The sequence below is a fragment of the Acinetobacter lwoffii genome (assembly GCF_022809915.1).
Lineage (GTDB): Bacteria > Pseudomonadota > Gammaproteobacteria > Pseudomonadales > Moraxellaceae > Acinetobacter > Acinetobacter lwoffii_M.
This window is the reverse complement of the sequence record NZ_JALGQY010000043.1, coordinates 1-18520: the sequence shown is the minus strand read 5'-3', so window position 1 is coordinate 18520 and position 18520 is coordinate 1. Positions and strand designations below refer to the sequence as shown.

At 41.7% G+C, this 18520-nt stretch carries 13 protein-coding genes; 8 read left to right on the top strand and 5 right to left on the bottom strand.

The annotated features are described in order from the left end of the window. Positions 1-230: transposase (locus tag MTX11_RS15160; protein WP_243474662.1), on the bottom strand; the 230-nt coding region annotated here is incomplete at its 3' end. A gap of 166 nt (positions 231-396) precedes the next feature. On the opposite strand from MTX11_RS15160, the gene MTX11_RS15155 reads away from it, so the two are divergent. The 4 genes from MTX11_RS15155 (at position 397) to MTX11_RS15140 (ending at position 5250) form a co-directional block, all read left to right on the top strand. Then, positions 397-759 (top strand): 5-carboxymethyl-2-hydroxymuconate Delta-isomerase, encoded by a 363-nt coding sequence (locus MTX11_RS15155; RefSeq protein ID WP_129717772.1) that lies wholly within the window; start codon positions 397-399, stop codon positions 757-759. A 428-nt stretch (positions 760-1187) separates the two neighbouring features. Continuing rightward, positions 1188-1628: a YybH family protein gene (locus MTX11_RS15150; protein ID WP_243475479.1), complete on the top strand. Its 441-nt coding sequence runs from the start codon at positions 1188-1190 to the stop codon at positions 1626-1628. Between the two features lie 121 nt (positions 1629-1749). Next, on the top strand, positions 1750-4188 hold the full coding sequence (locus MTX11_RS15145) for an AI-2E family transporter (protein WP_243475478.1): 2439 nt from the start codon (positions 1750-1752) through the stop codon (positions 4186-4188). 3 nt (positions 4189-4191) lie between these two features. Then, positions 4192-5250 carry a DUF1176 domain-containing protein gene (locus MTX11_RS15140; protein ID WP_243475477.1) on the top strand — a complete coding sequence of 353 codons (1059 nt, stop codon included), beginning with the start codon at positions 4192-4194 and terminating at the stop codon, positions 5248-5250. 78 nt (positions 5251-5328) lie between these two features. On the opposite strand, the gene MTX11_RS15135 is transcribed toward MTX11_RS15140, so the two are convergent. Beyond that, the gene (locus MTX11_RS15135) at positions 5329-6096 is read right to left on the bottom strand and encodes a hydroxymethylpyrimidine/phosphomethylpyrimidine kinase (protein WP_243475476.1); all 768 of its coding nucleotides are present in this window, start codon (positions 6094-6096) and stop codon (positions 5329-5331) included. 98 nt (positions 6097-6194) lie between these two features. Between MTX11_RS15135 and MTX11_RS15130 the strand changes: the two genes are divergently transcribed. Beyond that, positions 6195-6842: an HAD-IA family hydrolase gene (locus tag MTX11_RS15130; protein WP_243475475.1), complete on the top strand. Its 648-nt coding sequence runs from the start codon at positions 6195-6197 to the stop codon at positions 6840-6842. Positions 6843-6990: 148 nt separating this feature from the next. Here the strand turns inward: MTX11_RS15130 and MTX11_RS15125 are convergent, their stop codons facing one another. Both MTX11_RS15125 and MTX11_RS15120 read right to left on the bottom strand, forming a co-directional pair. Next, positions 6991-7506, bottom strand: a complete 516-nt coding sequence (locus MTX11_RS15125; protein ID WP_004645901.1) for a hypothetical protein — start codon at positions 7504-7506, stop codon at positions 6991-6993. Between the two features lie 24 nt (positions 7507-7530). Continuing rightward, positions 7531-8139 carry a DUF805 domain-containing protein gene (locus tag MTX11_RS15120; RefSeq protein ID WP_004732088.1) on the bottom strand — a complete coding sequence of 203 codons (609 nt, stop codon included), beginning with the start codon at positions 8137-8139 and terminating at the stop codon, positions 7531-7533. 482 nt (positions 8140-8621) lie between these two features. On the opposite strand from MTX11_RS15120, the gene MTX11_RS15115 reads away from it, so the two are divergent. The 3 genes from MTX11_RS15115 to MTX11_RS15105 all read left to right on the top strand — a co-directional run bounded on the left by MTX11_RS15115 (position 8622) and on the right by MTX11_RS15105 (position 14946). Continuing rightward, positions 8622-9863, top strand: a complete 1242-nt coding sequence (locus MTX11_RS15115; protein ID WP_243475474.1) for a carbohydrate porin — start codon at positions 8622-8624, stop codon at positions 9861-9863. A 170-nt stretch (positions 9864-10033) separates the two neighbouring features. Further along, positions 10034-12433, top strand: coding sequence for a glucose/quinate/shikimate family membrane-bound PQQ-dependent dehydrogenase (locus MTX11_RS15110; protein ID WP_243475473.1), 2400 nt, complete (start codon positions 10034-10036; stop codon positions 12431-12433). 392 nt (positions 12434-12825) lie between these two features. Further along, positions 12826-14946: a TonB-dependent receptor gene (locus MTX11_RS15105; RefSeq protein ID WP_243475472.1), complete on the top strand. Its 2121-nt coding sequence runs from the start codon at positions 12826-12828 to the stop codon at positions 14944-14946. Positions 14947-15191: 245 nt separating this feature from the next. Here the strand turns inward: MTX11_RS15105 and MTX11_RS15100 are convergent, their stop codons facing one another. Next, on the bottom strand, positions 15192-18233 hold the full coding sequence (locus MTX11_RS15100) for a hypothetical protein (RefSeq protein WP_243475471.1): 3042 nt from the start codon (positions 18231-18233) through the stop codon (positions 15192-15194). Between the last annotated feature and the right edge of the window lie 287 nt (positions 18234-18520).

Genomic DNA, 18520 nt, shown 5'->3' with positions numbered 1-18520 from the left:
TTGAATAATCTAAGTAACTTACCGCTGCTTGACCAACGATTAAAACGTTTGAAAATAGAGTTTGAATGACCAAAACAGCAAGGAATATCTCGCCACGGACAGCCTGTTCTAATTCTATAGAGAATAGCTTCAATAAAATTGCGTAAATTTGAGTTGTGGTGAATGGATAAATTACGCAGAATAACTTTCAACTTTTGCCAGTGTTGATCTGTCAGCATGGTACGAGGCATAGCGAATAGTAAAATTGGGTTTGGCGATTTGATTTTACTACTTCGCTATTTTTTTAAGCTAAAAGTGTCAACACACCCTAATCGTATTATTCTCATTATTGCTGAAATTCGGGGCTGATCATTTTCCTGTCGCCTGATCCTCACATTTCGATTTGAGATCCCTTTAATGCCGCACCTGCATCTGGAATATTCTGACAATCTGCAACATATCGAGATCAAACCCTTATTGGTCGCGATTCATCAGGCACTTTTTAACGCCGGCCATGTCACCGATCCCAATGATTTAAAAAGTCGTGCGATTATGCAGCAGGATTATGTGATTGGACTGAATGTTGTTACAGATCAGGCCTATGTGCATGCTAAAGTTTCACTGTTGAGCGGGCGCAGTGTCGAAGTTCGTCAGGCAATTTCCGAATTGGTGCTCGACGTCATGCAGCAATATATTGCGGCCCAGCCAGACTTAAAAATACAGCTTTGTGTCGAAATCATTGAAATGCCAAAGCAGACCTATAGTAAAGCCATTATCTGAATGATGGCTTTTATCTGTTGATATGGCATGGATCAAATGCCTTAAAACTTTATTAATGCCATACGAAATTTATAAACAGATCGACTTGGTCTGTAACAGCCCGCTATCTTATTCAGATCTAAAATTATTTCTATTTTTAAATGACGCTTTATGTCATTTACAGGCATGCAATAAAAGTTCTAAAGTAACTTTTAATCGCTGCTGATTTTTGAATCATCCAATCTAGAAACAGCATATTCATCCTGATTGAAATAAAAATAATTTAAAAAATAATCTTCAGGTGGGCTGTATCCAATCAGGCAGTGGGGAGAGCAAAGCGAGAATAACGCTTTAGCATAGGCAAAATAATAAGAACAAAAGATCAGAAATCGGGTGAGTTGATTGAATCCCAGATTTCAGGTCTGACTTGTCCGATTGAGGAAAATTTAATGCAGATTTTTGGGGATGAACAATTGGTTCGGGAAGTCATGGCATTTCTTCGAGAGTGGGACAATGCCATAGCCAGACTCGAAATTCAGGATATTGTTCAATTGTGCCGACCGGAAATCCGTTTGGTCGATGTCAGTATGGAAGTGAAAGGTGTCGAAGCCTATCAGGCTCTCTGGCAACAATATCGGCACTTTATGCCCGAAGGAATACGTGTAGAGCGGCAGAATATGAATATTCATGTCACGCATGATCTGGCTGTGGTCGATGGTTATGTACGGGTAAATTATGCGGTGATTGAACCGATTTTTCAGTTGGGCTGGTGTCGGGTCAGCATGTGTCTCATCAAGCAGCAGGGCAAATGGCAATTGCTGCATCAACATACCTCAGTCCCTGTGCAACTCGAAACCCGGAAAATGCGCCGGATCAAAAGCATGAGTTAATCCACTCACCTGAAAAGATTTAAGTGAAATATCTTTGCAAATGATTACAGGAATACCTTTGTAACAAAAATATAGAAAGTCCTAAATTATGTTGAAGGAATAATATTTTAGGACTTTTCAGGTGGATAACAACAAGAACAGTCAAGTAAAACCAAGACAGGCCAACCTGCAACAACAGACTGAAGTATTGATGCCGGATCAGTCCGAGCGGCAGCGCACCCAACATGCACTCAGAATGATGGCAGGCTTTGTAATTGCTGCTGTGGTCATGACGGCGTTGTATTTTGGCCGTGATATTTTTATTCCGCTGGCTTTGGCCATTCTGCTGGCATTTTTACTTTCTCCTCTGGTTTCCCGTTTAAAGCGCTGGGGCTGTCCCCAATGGGCGGCGATTGGCCTGGTCATGTGCCTGACCTTGTCATTTCTGGGTGGCACTGCAACTTATCTGGGGGTGCAACTTGGCAAGCTAAGTCAGGAACTGCCGCAATATCAGGACACCATCCAGCAAAAACTGAAAATGCTCGAAAACTATCGTCAGGGACCGAGTATGTGGGACGGTGCGATCCAGACCTTTGACACAGTCGAAGATTCGATAGACACCCCAGAACAGGAAACAGAAGACCCAAATGTGCAGAATGTCAAAGTGGTCGGTTTGGAACCAACGAGTGAAGAAGCTGCCCTAGACTGGTTGAATAAAATCCTGAATCCGTTGGCGATTATCGGGATTGTGTTCCTGTTTATGGTATTGATTTTATTCAATGGCAAAGACTTGCATGACCGTTTTCTGAAACTCTTGGGCGGTAATCTGAATATCGGCACCGATGCGCTGGATGATGCCGGAAAAAGTATCGGAACCTATTTGCGCATGCAGCTGCTGGTCAATGTCACTTATGGTATTCCCATGGCGATTGGGCTGTTATTGATTGGCGTGCCGGCAGCGATCATGTGGGGGCTGGTCGCGGTGGTTATGCGTTTTGTACCCTATGTTGGCCCGATCGTTTCAGCTATTTTCCCGATTACACTGGCTTTCGCCGTTGATCCGGGCTGGGACATGGTGCTGTGGACTGTGGGCTTGATACTGGTGCTGGAACTCATCAGCAATAACGTGATTGAACCTTGGCTGTATGGGGAAAGTACCGGTCTGTCTACTTTGGCAATTATTCTGGCGGCCACGTTCTGGACCACCCTCTGGGGACCGGTAGGGCTGATCTTGTCGACGCCGTTGACTGCCTGCCTGCTGGTTTTGTCCAACTACGTGCCGGCACTGGGTTTTGTTAAAACTTTGCTTGGCAGTACGCCAGTATTGTCACCCTCCGAACGTTTTTATCAACGACTGGTGGCTGATGAAGTCAATGATGCAATGCAGGTAGCCAATGATTACATCTGTGCGCAATTACCGAAAAAGCCCAGTGCAGAGGAGGTGGCCCGTCGTGTACAAATGTTCTATGGCGAAGTGGCCATTCCAGCCATTCGGATTTATTCTCAAGGACATGATACTGATGTTACTGCCGAGCACCGTTTGCGTCTTTATCAGGGCTTACAGTTCTTTAATCATGCGTTTCAAAAAGCCTATCCGAGTAAATTAAGTACCGAGCAGCCCGAAGTTTATTGTGTCGGTGCGCGTTGGGAAATTGATACCCAAATTTCTGCCATGGTGGCACACGCGCTGAATCTCAAAAATATTGCTGCCCGAAATGATTCGGATGTGCTGATTCAATCGAGTGAATCAGGAAAGGGTATTGCATTACCAGCTTCGATCAAGATTTTATGTGTGTCGATTTTTCATCATGCGCCTGCGGCACAGATCCGGTTGCTGAAATATAGACTGGCACAGCAATATCCTGAGCTGAAAATCATTTTTGCGACTTGGAGCGTGATGCAGCTGGAGCTTCTGGATGAACTGCAACAACGTTTTGAGCTGGAAGCACTGGTCAATAATGTCGATGATCTGATTCTGACTGTCGAAACTTATACCTTGAATGAAGGCGAAAGCTGGTTTGAGAATCTGGAGATCAAGAATGAAAAAGAACGGCAGCAGGCTTTAAATGAGTTGGGTTTATTGGATCACCGTCATCAGATCCTTTATAAACAATATATTGAAGAAGCCCGTCAAGCCTTTGACGTTGATTACGCACAAATTTCCTGGCTGAATCAGCACGGAATGTATATTCCAGTTAGTCCTTTTACCCAAGAACCTATTGCAACCCGGAAAATGTGCAAGGATTCAGTTTGCACCCATCTGCTTTATCAGAATGAGCCTTTGGTGATAGAAGACTTGCAGCGTGACCCGCGCTTTCCACATCTGTCAGAGTTAAGACAGCATCATATCCGTTTCTATGCCGGTGTGCCCTTAAAAGATAAAAATGGAATTGCGCTTGGGAGTTTGTGTTTGCTGGATAAACAACCTAGACAGATGCAGGCCGAAGATATGATCTTGCTTAAGGCTTTGGCGCAGGATTTAATGGCGACTTTGAGCAATGAGCGCAAGAAAAAAGATAAACAGAAGCAGATTGAGCAGATGCAGCCTGCTACCTCGGCAAGCGTTTTAAATAAGGACTAAATGATGAAACAAAAATGGATCTATGGTATCAAAATCATGAGTATCACATTTGGTCTAGCCAGTATCAGCTCATTAAGTCTGGCGGCCATTCAGGGACTGCATTTTTCACATAAAGACTGGGAAATTGCCTGTGATAATACTGGTACCTGCCGTGCTGCCGGTTATCAATCGGATCAAGATATTGATCAGCCGGTTTCGGTGCTACTAGAGCGTGCTGAGGGTGCAAACAGTAGTATCAAAGCCCAAGTCCAGATTTTACCCTTAGCTGCTGCCACACCTACACGACAGCTTCAGCTACAAATTGCCAGCACACCTTATGGTGTGATTGGTCTGAATCGGGAGGGAATAGGGCAACTCAGTACTGATCAAACGCGAGCCTTGCTAAAAGCTGTACAGGGAACAGCTCCGGTTGTATTTAAGAATACGCAATCACGCTGGAACCTGTCGACTTCCGGTGCCAGTGCCGTTTTACTCAAGATGGATGAATTTCAGCGTCGACTTTCTACGCCCTCAGCCTTGATCAGGCCGGGGAAAAAATCCAATCAGGCGGTGCTCAAAGCTGCAGCGATACCGAAAATTCAGATCCCAAAATATCAGTCAGGCAAAGTCACTCAAGCAAAACTGAATACGGCAACAAGTCAGCAGATGATTCGAAAACTGCAAGCCACCACCAACGAGGATCAATGTGATTTGCTGTTTAGCCAGCGTTTTCTCAATGATGATGTTATGACGATTTATCCCATTAATGCTCAGACTCAGCTGATTCAGATTCCGTGCTGGCGCGGAGCTTATAATATGGGTAGTGGCTTCTGGCTGATGGACAAAAACAAGCAGCTGAAACAGCTGGTAACCACCTCAGGAGAAACATTTAGCCAAGGCCAGATATTTTCCGGGCATAAAGTGCGTGGTTTGGGCGATTGTCTGAGTCAGAACGAATGGGCCTGGAATGGCAAGAAATTTGTCAAAAGCTTCAGTGGTCTGACCGTACAATGCAAAGGCTTCGCCGGTGGTGCTTGGAATTTACCGACCTATGTAAGCAAAATCATTTATCAGGCCAAATAGTATTGTTTAAAAAATAGCAGTGATAAAAAAGCCTGAATGACTCAGGCTTTTTTAGTTTTGATTTTAAGAAGTGTGATCTTAAAAACGCTTTGGAATTCTCTGGCCATTTGGAACAGGAATTTCAGCATTTTTTAATACCCCAAATAACCAGGTTTCAGCATGCTGTACTGCGGTTTTCAACTGATCGCCCATAGCCAGACGTCCGGCAATGAAACTGGCCAATGAACAACCAGAGCCATGATATTCACCTGGCAGACGTGGACAGCGAGTTTCGTTGACCAGCTCACCTGCGATATACAGGCTGTTCTGAATGTAATCTGGCGTATCTTCATGCCCACCTTTGACTAAAACTGCCTGTGCACCCATTTCAAATAATTTTTGAGTAGCCAGTTTGAGGTCTTGCTCACCCGTTAGGGCACGTAGTTCAACCGTATTCGGCGTTAAAATGGTGGCCAATGGAATAAGCTGGGTAAATGCTTTGACCAGCGTTGCCTGATTGCCCAGCGAGCCGCCACTATTGGCGACTAAAACCGGATCCAGCACATACAGATAATCTGGATGTGCAGTCAGAAACTCCGCCAGAGCCGCGATATTGTCTGTGGTGCCTAACATGCCGGATTTTACGCAACGAATGGGCAGGTCATTGACTACCGCATTGGCCTGTGCCAATAGCAATTCTCTGGAAGTGGCTTCGAAACCAAAAACCTGCTGTGAATTTTGAATGGTGAGGGCTGTGCAGGCAATTGCCGCATGTGCACCACTTTGACCAATGGCTTCAATATCTGCTTGAAGGCCGGCTCCACCTGAAGGGTCTAAACCGGAAAAGCAAAGTACGGTAGGGCGCAAAATGATGTCCTTCATTCACTAAAATTGCATTAGTATAGGCAAATTTGAATGAACTCTCGATATTAATTTATATCGGTACTAATGAGAGGGGATGGGCGGTGATTAAGAATATTTTAATTGATCTGGATGGGACATTAACCGATCCGAAAGTGGGGATTACGACGTCTGCGCGCTATGGTCTGGAAAAGATTGGCCATCCGATTAGTGACGAGATAAATATCGACTGGATTATTGGTCCTCCTTTAAAAGCCTCACTAGCCAAAATTTTAAATGTTGATGCCGATCATGTTCTGGCGGAGCAGGCCTTGATGGGTTATCGGGAGCGCTTTGCAGTCAAGGGTCTCTATGAAAATCATGTTTTTGAGAGTGTAGCAGAAACGTTGGCAGAACTGAAACGCCGTGGCTATCGCTTGCTTGTCGCCACAGCAAAACCGACAGTGTATGCCAAACAGATTCTGGAACATTTTGATCTGGCCCAATATTTTACCGACATTTATGGCAGTGAGCTGAATGGCGAGCGAACCAATAAAGCCGAGCTGATTCAGTATATTTTAGCGCAGCAACAGTTACAGGCCGATCAATGCATGATGGTCGGTGACCGTGAGCATGACATTTTTGGTGCCCGTCAAAATGGTATTGATACTATTGCGGTAAATTATGGTTATGGTAGTCAGGAAGAGTTAGCACTAGCACAGCCTAAATATCAAATAGACCGCTTTAATCAGTTGCTAGATTATTTTAAATAAACTCTAATTTTTGCTTATTTTATTTGAGCTGATTTTTAGAGATGTTTTGTCTATAAGCTGCTACATCTATACAGATCAATTCTCTTATTAGATGGTTATCTCAATAAAAATCCCGCTTAATGCGGGATTTTTGCTCTTGGATGAATATTTAAAGCGTCAAAAACCAGGTCGATGCCAGCACCACCATAATGATGATCACCAGTAAAATGTTGATGATCGTCATTCGATGTTGGGGGGGAACTCTGGCTTTGGTCAGAGCATTTCCTGCATGGTCAAACAGGATGACATTTTGCACGCTACTTTCATAACCGAGTTCGAGTAACGCACGCTTTTCAACTTCGGTTAAACCGTCTTCAGGCAGATCCATAATTTGCAGCAGTGCTATAGAGCTAAATAGTTTCTTCATCATTGACGATGGTAACAGCCGTTTCAGCGTCACCGCGGCTGCATCAAAGTCGGCAATAATACTCCGCGGATGGGCATAGGGCACATCGGGTAGCAGAGTATGCGTAATCGTGCCATCTATATTCATCAGCTGCATTTTATCTTTATAGATTTGCACCCATACAGCATCTGGAAATTTCACTAATTGATCTTGCAGCATGGAGAAAGTCTGATTTTGCTGATATTTAGTCATTAAATAATCGATAAACAAATCCCGCATCAAGACGGGATTTGTAAGGTTCGGTTATTTGGCAGGAGCACCATACTCATTGTTTTGTTGCTTGGTTTCAGTTGCCCACCACCAGATCAGTACCAGTATGCCAATCACGGTAAGCGTCAGTAATTGCCACCAACCAGAGCGTCCTACATCATGCAAGCGACGCGCGCCAACGGCCAGACTTGGGACTAGAAGTGCCAGATTAAGCAGGCTATTCACCAGCGGTTTAGTGCCTAAAACTGTATCAATTACCTCAGCAACAATGCCTAAAATTACACAAAACAGCATAAAGAACCAAAATTCTTTACGGCGTGCACGGCCGGAAAAGTTTGCATAGTTGGTCAGACATTTTACAAACCAGTCAATGCTGCTGTAATTTTCCTCGGCTTGATCCAGATTTGAATATTTGCCAAGCTGACTGGAAATTTTTTCTCCCAGATAAATAGAACTGCCTGAGGTTAAATAAACCTCAGATGCTTCACCCGCGGTATTGACGATAAAATCGACCCGATCACCGCGTGAAGGTGGACGCTCACTACGCCAGTCTGCGCCATTAAAGCTATAGCGCTGATTATCATCCCCCGAGATAAAACCGGTATTGTGTTGAATAGAAAAATCAAGGATTGAACCTTTCATGCTTGTTCTCGTCTATTAAGCTAGATTATTGTTTTAAAGCGACGCAATTTCTTATCAGAATAACTTTAGCATAATCTAATTTTTAAAAGTTTATGGTGAAATGACAATAATTTTTTCATGTTTTTAAAAGCCTTATCGCAATAGTGATTCAGTATTCAATCAACAAAAAATGTAGCGTTGCATGATTTGAAATGAAGAAAATTAAATAGTAATGGAGCTGATTTATCTCTGAATCTTTTATAAGAAATTAAAGCTAAATCTATCTGATGAATATCAAATTTTTCTTTGGAACTATGGTTTGATTTTGTTAAATTTAATATGATGATAAACAAATACTTATAATCTTTAAATTTACAAAAAGCATATAATAATACTAATAAATATAACATTTTATTCATACTTTTTATCTATTAGTAACGATTTTTTAAAATCAACAGGCGTATAATAAAAAGCTTCATATTGTGATGAAGGTATCACATTCAATGTATCTATCCCCATTATCGAAGGCCGTTTACCTTTGCTGTGCCTCTTTCATCTTAACCACGACAACCGTGCATGCTGAAGCTGCTTTCAGTTCGGAAAGCCCGTGGATGCTCGGTGACTGGAACGGGCAACGTACAGCACTCCAAAATCAGGGCTATGATTTCAGTTTTGGTTATACCGGTGAAATGGCAAGCTTGATCGATGCGCAAAGATCTTCAAGCCATAGAACTGAATATGCGGACCAGTTTGTTTTTGGGGCACATCTGGATCTGGCAAAAATTGCAGGCTGGCAAGATACCGAAGCGCAAATAACAGTGACCCAGCGTAATGGTCAGTCACTGTCTCAAAGCACTGCTGCTTTAAATGGCCATTTAAGTTCAGTACAAGAAGTCTGGGGCCGCGGTCAAACCTGGCGTCTGACTGATTTATGGATCAAGAAAAAATTCCTGGAACAAAAACTGGATGTGAAAGTCGGACGTTTCGGTGAAGGTGAAGACTTCAACAGTTTTGACTGCGATTTTCAGAATCTGGCCCTATGCGGTTCACAAGTCGGGAACTGGGTCGGTGATCAGTGGTACAACTGGCCGGTAAGCCAATGGGCTGCACGGGTCAAATACAATATTAACCCTGAATTTTATGCCCAAGTCGGTGCTTATGAGTACAACCCTGAGAATCTGGAACGTGGTAAAGGGTTTAATCTGAGTACGGATGGTTCTAAAGGGGCAATGCTTCCTGCAGAAGTGGTTTGGACGCCTAAACTGGGTGAACAGAAACTACCGGGTGAATATCGTGCCGGTTATTACTACAGTACAGCGGATGCTGAAGTCATTTCCAATCCAGATCAAACCGATCATCACCATGGGGGCTGGATTGTTGCCAAGCAACAATTGACTGCACATCACGGAGATACTTCGCGTGGTTTGACCGGCTTTGTGAATGCGACAGTGCATGACTCCAAAACCAATAATGTCAGTGATATGCAAAATATCGGGCTGGTTTATAAGGGTGCAATGGATTCACGCCCTCAAGATGAAATCGCATTTGGTATTGCACGCATCAACATGAATGACGATGTCAGTGCTGACCGTCATCAAGAAATCGATGCAGAAATTTATTATGGCTTACATGCCACTAATTGGCTCACCATTCGCCCGAATGTGCAATATGTGCGTCACGTCGGTGCATATAAAGATGGTGAAAATGTCTGGGTGGGCGGAATCAAGTTTAATACGTCATTTTAAAATATAGTTTTTAGTTGCAAATACACTATTGAATCTCTAGGTGCTTTGTTGCAGTAATGGGCAATGCCTGCTTAAGACATTGATGTATTTATAACTCAGAATTTAACAATAAGGGTGCTCATGCCTGTCATGTGCATGGACTTTCAAAAAAACTTTTATAGGTGTTCAACATGAATACTTCATCAGGTTCAGTACTGAAAACAATTTTAGCGGTCATTGCCGCTGTTTTCGGTATAGGACTGCTGATTGGAGGGATTTATCTTGCAGTGCTGGGTGGGTCTTGGTACTACATCATTGCAGGTATTCTCTTTATTGCGACCGCAGTTCTCTTGTATAAACGAAAAAGCGCTGCACTTCTGGTTTATGCCATATTCGTTTTGGCAACAGTGGTGTGGGGCCTATGGGAAGTCGGTTCAGATTTCTTTGCACTTGCGCCGCGTTTGGATATTTTAGGTCTGTTTGGTTTAGCGCTGCTTATTCCGGCGGTAACACGTGGCTTTGATCAAAGCAAAGGTGCGAAAATTGCCTTGGGTGCTTCATTGGCCATTACTATTGCCGTCATGATTTATGCTGTATTTAATGACCCGCAAGAAATTCGCGGTGAATTAAAATCCCAGCAGCCCGCAACCCACCAGCCAATTCCCGGTGTGGCAGATGAAGACTGGCCAGCTTATGGTCGTACCCAGTCCGGTTTGCGTTATTCACCCTTAAAGCAGATTAATACTGAAAACGTCAAAGATTTGCAGGTGGCTTGGGAATATCACACGGGCGAATTCAAGACTGAAAATGACTCGGGTGAAACCACCAATCAGGTTACTCCAATCAAGGTGGGTGACAACATGTACATCTGTACCACTCACCAGAAATTGACTGCGCTTGATCCGGCAACTGGTAAGGCGAAATGGACTTATGATCCAAAACTGAAAGCCGATCATACCTATCAGCATTTAACCTGCCGTGGCGTGTCTTATTATGATGTCAACAATACGGCTGGTTTTGAAAGCAGTCTCGCTGCGAAAAAAAGCAGCTCTGCTGAATGTCCACAAAAAGTCATTTTACCGGTCAATGATGGGCGTTTAGTGGCGGTCAATGCGACCACCGGTAAAGTCTGTTCTGATTTTGGTAAAAATGGCGAAGTCGATCTGCAAAAAGATATGCCATTCCCATATCCGGGCGGTTATATTCCAACCTCACCGCCTGTAGTAACCGGCACCACCATTATTATTGCGGGTTCAACTACCGACAACTATTCAACTGAAGAACCATCGGGTGTGATCCGTGGTTATGACGTGAATACCGGTGAACTGCTTTGGGTATTTGACACAGGCGCTGAAGATCCGAATTTGATTCCTGCACCGGGTCAAAAATTTGTACATAATTCACCTAATGCATGGGCACCTTTGGCCTATGATGCAGAGCTGGATATCGTCTACGTACCAACGGGTGTCGGTACACCGGATATTTACGGTGGTCACCGGACTGAACTGGACGAGCGTTATGCCAACTCGATGCTGGCCCTGAATGCGACGACTGGTAAGCTGGTATGGAATTTCCAGACTACCCATCATGATTTGTGGGATATGGACGTACCTTCACAGCCGACATTGACCGAGATTAAAGACAAAAACGGCAATATGGTTCCAGCCATTTATGTCTTGACCAAAACCGGGAATGCTTTTGTACTGGATCGTCGTAATGGTAAAGCCATTGTACCGATTACCGAGAAACCGGTACCACAATCTGTGAAGCGTGGACCTCAAACCAAAGGCGAGTTCTATTCTAAAACTCAACCGTTCTCTGACTTTAATCTGGCGCCACAAGATAAATTGACCGATAAACAGATGTGGGGTGCGACCATGTTTGACCAGTTGGTCTGCCGTGTTGCTTTCCACAAACTGAATTACGATGGCATTTATACCCCACCTTCTGAAAATGGGACGCTGGTCTTCCCGGGTAACCTAGGTGTGTTTGAATGGGGTGGTATGTCGGTGAATCCGGACCGTCAAATTGCATTAACCAACCCGATTGGCCTGCCATTTGTATCAAAACTGATTCCTCAAGATCCGAACCGTCCTAAGACGGCTAAAGGTGCAGGTACAGAAGCCGGCGTTCAACCGATGTATGGTGTGCCTTATGGCGTTGAAATCAGTGCGTTCCTGTCTCCATTCGGTCTACCGTGTAAACAGCCATCATGGGGCTTTGTTGCAGGTGTGGACTTAAATACTCATGAAGTGGCATGGAAACGCCGCATCGGTACCATTCGTGACAGTATGCCGGGCATTCCATTGCCGCCATTCAAAATGGGTGTGCCGATGTTGGGAGGTCCTATTTCAACTGCGGGCAACGTGATGTTTGTGGGCGGAACTCAAGATAACTACATTCGCGCCATCAATGTGAACAACGGTGATGAGTTGTGGAAAGGCCGTCTACCTGCAGGTGGTCAGGCTACACCAATGACCTATGAAGCCAATGGCAAGCAGTATGTGGTCATTATGGCAGGTGGTCATGGTTCCTTTGGGACTAAAATGGGCGACTCTCTGGTGGCTTATGCCTTGCCAGATAATAAATAGTTGAACTTTTAATTCAGTATAAAAAAGCCTGATTCGTCAGGCTTTTTTATACGCTATTGTTGAATGCCTACATCGAGTTTTAAGGACACAGAGAAATGATGTTGATTTGTTGCTGAAAGCTCAATTTCATTCAGATCGCATTAAAATAATATGCTTTGTATATGGCTGATTTTAAGCGAAATTCAGATAAAGGATTAATTAAGTCTAAATTTATCGAACACAGAATTTTTAAGCTCAAAATATTCCTATTCATTGAGCGAACTATATGTCATCGAATTAGCATACTTATTTGGTATCGATGCTTAAAACAAAATGAGTTGAATCATGAGATGTACGCCATCTCGATAAGGTATTTGCCGCATTAAACCACTTTCAAATAAGGCCTGTCATTTATGTACCAAAGCCCGAAATTTCCATTCGTGAGATCGACCTTGTCCTGCCTGATTGCTTGCGCAGGTCAGAACATTTATGCAGAAAATGATACACAAGAAGTCCAAAGGTTAGACACGATTGTCATTCAAGCGACCCGTACAGATCGGGAGCGATTGACCACACCGGCGTCAGTGTATTATCTGAATCAAGAACAAGATAACAGCATGAATGTGAATCTTTCGGAAACATTAAAAGGCGTTCCGGGATTACAGTTAAACAATCGTGAAAACTATGCCCAAGACCTACAAATTTCGATGCGAGGCTTTGGGGCACGTTCCAGTTTTGGTGTGCGTGGTGTGCGTTTATATGTAGATGGAATCCCTGCAACAATGCCGGATGGACAGGGGCAAACCTCGAATATTGACTTGAATAGTCTGGGCCATATTGAAGTATTGGGTGGTGGATTTTCATCACTGTATGGCAACTCTTCCGGAGGAACGATTTTAACCACCACAAGGGAAGGGCAAGGCGCTGACTCAATTGAACTGGGGCATTCTGCAGGGAGCCAGAACAAAGGGCAGACCAAGCTGGTTTTGCAAGGCGGTTCAGAGAATGCTTCAGAGCCAAGCTATGTCATTAGCTCCTCTTATTTTGATACCAATGGTTACCGTGACCACAGCAGTGCACATAAAGTTCTGCATAATGCCAAGCTGACTTGGGATCTGGAAGATGGTTCTAAAATCAACTGGATGAATAACTACGTTAAAATTGCAGCGGATGATCCGGGCGGTTTAACCCGAGAACAGTGGAAGGTCAATCCCCGACAGGTCGCGACCAACGTCCTTCTTTATAATGCACGTAAAGAAATTGAGCAGTTGCAAACAGGTTTGACCTGGAATAAACCGATCAATGACCAGCATGAACTGTATGGCATGGCCTACTGGGGACAGCGCGCAGTCACGCAATATCAATCGATTCCTCGTACAGCACAAGGTGGAGTTAATCATGTGGGTGGCGTGATTGATTTTGACCGTAATTTTTATGGGGCAGATTTACGCTGGACAGGCAAAGAAGTTTTACCAAATTTAAAACTGATTGCTGGTGTTGCGATTGATGCGATGACCGAAGACCGTAAAGGCTATCAAAACTTTTTAGGTGATCGCTTGGGGGTTAAAGGTGAACTGCGTCGAGATGAAGATAATACCCTATGGAATTTAGATCCGTATTTGCAAGCTTCTTATCACTTTGCTCCCGATTGGACTTTAGATGCAGGGCTACGTTATAGCAATGTACATTTCAAGTCTACAGACAAGTTTCTGGCGAATGGCGATAATTCAGGTAAAACCGATTATCATAAATTCTTGCCTTCAGCTGCGTTAAGCTGGCAGATTTTACCTGAGCTGATGACTTATGTCAGTTATGCACAAGGCTTTGAAACGCCGACCTTTACTGAAATGTCTTATCCTGCAAATACTGCAGAAAACCGCAGCTTTAGTTTAAAAGCCGCTGAAAGTGAAACTTATGAAATTGGCTTAAAGTCTGCCAATATTTTAGGTGATTTCACTGTTGCTATTTTCCACATCCAAACTGAGAATGATATTGTCTCTGCAGAAAATGATAATGGGCGATCGACCTTCCGTAATGCCGATAAAACTTTAAGAGAAGGTGTTGAACTCTCCTGGAGCAAAAACCTTTGGCGTGATCTCACTGCTCAAGCCAGCTATAGCTATATAGATGCTACTTTTGATGCTGAAATTCCCGCAATCGGTACGGTTACCGCTATTGCAGCCGGGAACTATATTCCGGGGATTGCCAAAAATCAGGCATTTTTAAGTCTGGGCTGGAAGCCTGAAAATGGCTTACATGCAGGACTCGATGTGCGTTACTCCGATAAGATTTATGTGAACGACTTAAATTCTGATACTGCACCAAGCTACACAGTCGCTGGTGCCAATGTAGGTTATCACTGGAAAATGCAAGATTGGGCGGTGAATACTTTTGCGCGTGTCGATAACCTGTTTGATAAAGATTATTCTGGTTCGGTGATTGTTAATGAAAGTAGTAGACCAGAAGGACGTTATTATGAGCCGGCAGAAGGGCGGAACTGGAGTGCTGGTCTGAGTGTGACAAAAGAATTTTAATTGTTATGTGATGTAAAAAAACCGCCAGTATTGGCGGTTTTTTATGACAAACTATGAGTCGTAAATGACAACTTATGTGTCGCGTGACGGTAAACGTCATGCGACACATTGTTTGTCATTTCGAGTTTATTAACTTCAATGACTTGAGTGTAGTTGCGACGCATAATGACATTGATCAGCGACACAACCTATGTCATTTTTTGGATAAAACGACACAACCTATGACAATTTTTGAAAATGTGTTTTCAAAGTCTTGTTCTATTGCAATCAAGAACTACTATATTAATTTTACCTTCCTGAGCTGGTCGACTATTTAGTACCAACATTTCTTGTAGTTGATGAGGGGTATTAGGTTTGAGTTTACCTCTCCCTGGTGTTTTTAATTTTTTATTATCAGATCTCTCTCCAAACCAGAGTACTAGATAAATACCTCTATCTTCAGCTCTCCAATCAGTGGCATATAATTTATTAAGTTGCTTGTCTGCTCCAGTCCAAAGGTCAGGGTGCCACTGACCTTTTATTTCAATTGGTAGACGAAGTTTGCCTACAGCACAAGTGATATCAACTTCTTTGTCATCTGCTACATGTACTTCAGGTTCATATGTGATTATTTTATCACCTTGACGAAGTAAACCAATTAGATGATCTCGACATCGTTCTTCATTAAAAGGCTTACCTTGATCATTTAAAAATCCACGCCAAGATTCAGCATCATCACTCATAATTTTTGCTTGAACGATACTTAGCTCATCTAATATGACTGTTTGTAAATCAGTGATTGATTGAGGATTATCATTATTAATAAATGCTTTAATTGTATTAATCGTTGGTGATATATAGCGATGCTCGCTACGAATAAGTTTTTGTTCATACTGTACTGTTTTAATTAAGTCTGTGTATTCGTCGAAAGATGATATTTTTAAACGCTCCATTGCTTTACAAGCTTCATCACTATAGTTTTTACCTAATAGTTTAATAAGCTGAACCATGAATTCAGAAGCATCCCAAGGATTTGTATCCCCAAATGTTCCTCCTATAGGTTGACCTACATTTGGCCATAATTTGCGGAAAGTTGTAATAATCCACTCAAGTTGATTGGTATCTAATAGATTTTTATAATGATTCTCTCTGTAGCGACCAGTTATTCTATCTCGTAAAGTCCAAATAAAACTTTTATCAATTGGTTGATTTCCTAGACTATTGATTGTTTCTTTGAAATTTATAAGTATGCTGACAGATATCCAGTATTTTAGTCGTTCTTCATCAGCTAATAAATCTAAGGAAGGAACAAGCTGTTTCAATTCTTCAAATTTTCCATTGTGTAGTAAACAATCAGCAAGTTCCTTTTCATCCTCGATATTAAGATTTTTAAATTTACTCAACCAATTTGTTGCTAATTCAGTACCTAATTCAGCATATTCTGCTTTTCTCATAAATTGTGATAGCCCACCAATATGAGTGCATTGAGCTATAAAGTATGGTTCATAAAAAGTTTGTATTGCTTCTTTGAAAATTCCTCTTTTTTGAAGTTCTTCAATAATATATGTATAAAGATTATTGATTCCAGCAATCTCATCATACCGACGATGTGATAGAAGAAGGTAAGCAGCTATTAGTCTTTCATTTGGTAGGTCAAGAAAATATTTATTATTTCTAACACGTTCAGCTAATGCAACTAGTAGAATATAACCTACTTGGTAGAATTTCCCTTGAGGCAAAATAATTGCAATATCTTGTGCACTAACATCAGGTGGATTCTTAACTAAGTTTGCTTCAAAGCCATCCATACATGCTTCAGAAATATCAGCTCCCACCCAATCAGATATGCGTTCATGTGGCGGTATTTCTTTACTAATATCAGTAAACAGAGATAAATAAACTTTGGCTGGTTTAAGTATTATTTCATATTCACCTTGGCGTAATCGGTCGATATTTGGAATATAAAATAATCTTTGCTTGGCTCTATCAGCAGTTTTTTTGACTTCGGTTTGTTTTTTACGTTCAAGATCTTTAATTTGCCAATTTTCTAATTCAACGACGGAAATTTGATTTAACCAATTTTGATCATTCTTGTTATTAAGAGTAAAGGGTAACGCAGCATCTCTTACCTCCTTGCCAATTTCACCATCATGTCGTATTAATTGAACAATTTCTTTCCAGCGAGCATCTGTAGAATTTATTAAATATAATTGTTTAAGAATAAAAACTAGATCTTCAGGAGTAAGAGTTAAACCAGAAGATCGGCTTGAAAGATACATGCTTCTTTGCCAAATATTTTCTTCAGATGGTAAATCTAGCAAAACCATATACTGTAATTTTTGCTTTGATTTGTAATCATTTTTTAAAAATTTTGCTAGCTTTTGAACATTTTCATCTTGATATCCAAATACCTTCCCAAAAGGTTTTAGCCAATCCCATAGCTTTTTAGGAGTGATATCATAATTTTCTATAAATCTTAGAATTAATCGATATGCAAAATTTTTGGCTTCACTTTTAATTTCTGAATAATCATTTTTATCTAAAGTTTTAACTCCGATAATAAAAGAATTTAGAATATTTTCAATTTGTTCTAAAGGTAGATTTTCTTGTAAATACCACAATGGTCCGACAGTATTACTATTCATTTTTAAATATGAAATAGCAAGATTAGCAATTAAATCATCATTGGTTTTGTTGTAGCCAGTATCATCTAATAACTCTATTGCTAATCTAATAGATGACTCATCACCTAATTGAAATAGGGGCGTATATATACTAGGCCAATCTATAAATTGTTCTTGAACAGCTAAAGCTTCACCAGCTGATTTACGTATTGCAAATTCTATTTTGGAATCATTAATAAGGTTAGTTAATATTTGGATAAAATCATTTGGAAGTTGATATCCTTTAATAACGTCTATTAGAAAAAGTCTAAAGCCAAAGGGAGTATCAGGTTGAATTATAATTTTCTGGATTTGAGATAAGATTATTGGCGTTGTGAAGGCTCGAATGCTGTATCCATTTCTATTATAAAAGTTATAAAAACTAGGATTATTTTCAGCTAAATCTTGAATACTATTTAGTAGAGTCTGAGCTTGCTCTACTGTTATGGTTCCTACATCACCATATTCAAGAATACCTATAGGGTCTACTTTAATAATACTTGAGACTAAAGTAGGGTCACTCAGTAGCCATGAATGTAAACCACGTAAGTTACTCGGAACAAATTCATGACTATGGAACAAGGATAGAAGACGCTTACGTTTTCGGTTAGTATCAGCTAGTTTTACTAGCCATTTTGCTCCCAAGAACTCACCAATTCGACGATGAATGTAAGTAAAACGTTCTACGCCATTAGATCGAAAAAGGCGTGAGCCTAAAACTAGATCAATTTTTTCAGTGCCAGGAAGTTGTTTAACTTCACTTATTGGTAGTTCACCGTCAATTAAATTTATAATTGATTTTCTAGAAATAGCTTCATTACCTGTCAGGATTAAACTGGCAAAAGCAGCTCCTGCAGAGGTGGTCCCACATGTTTGAACAACTAAAAGCTTATTTATAAGTGATACTCTGCTCTAGTTAAGCTACCTTATTT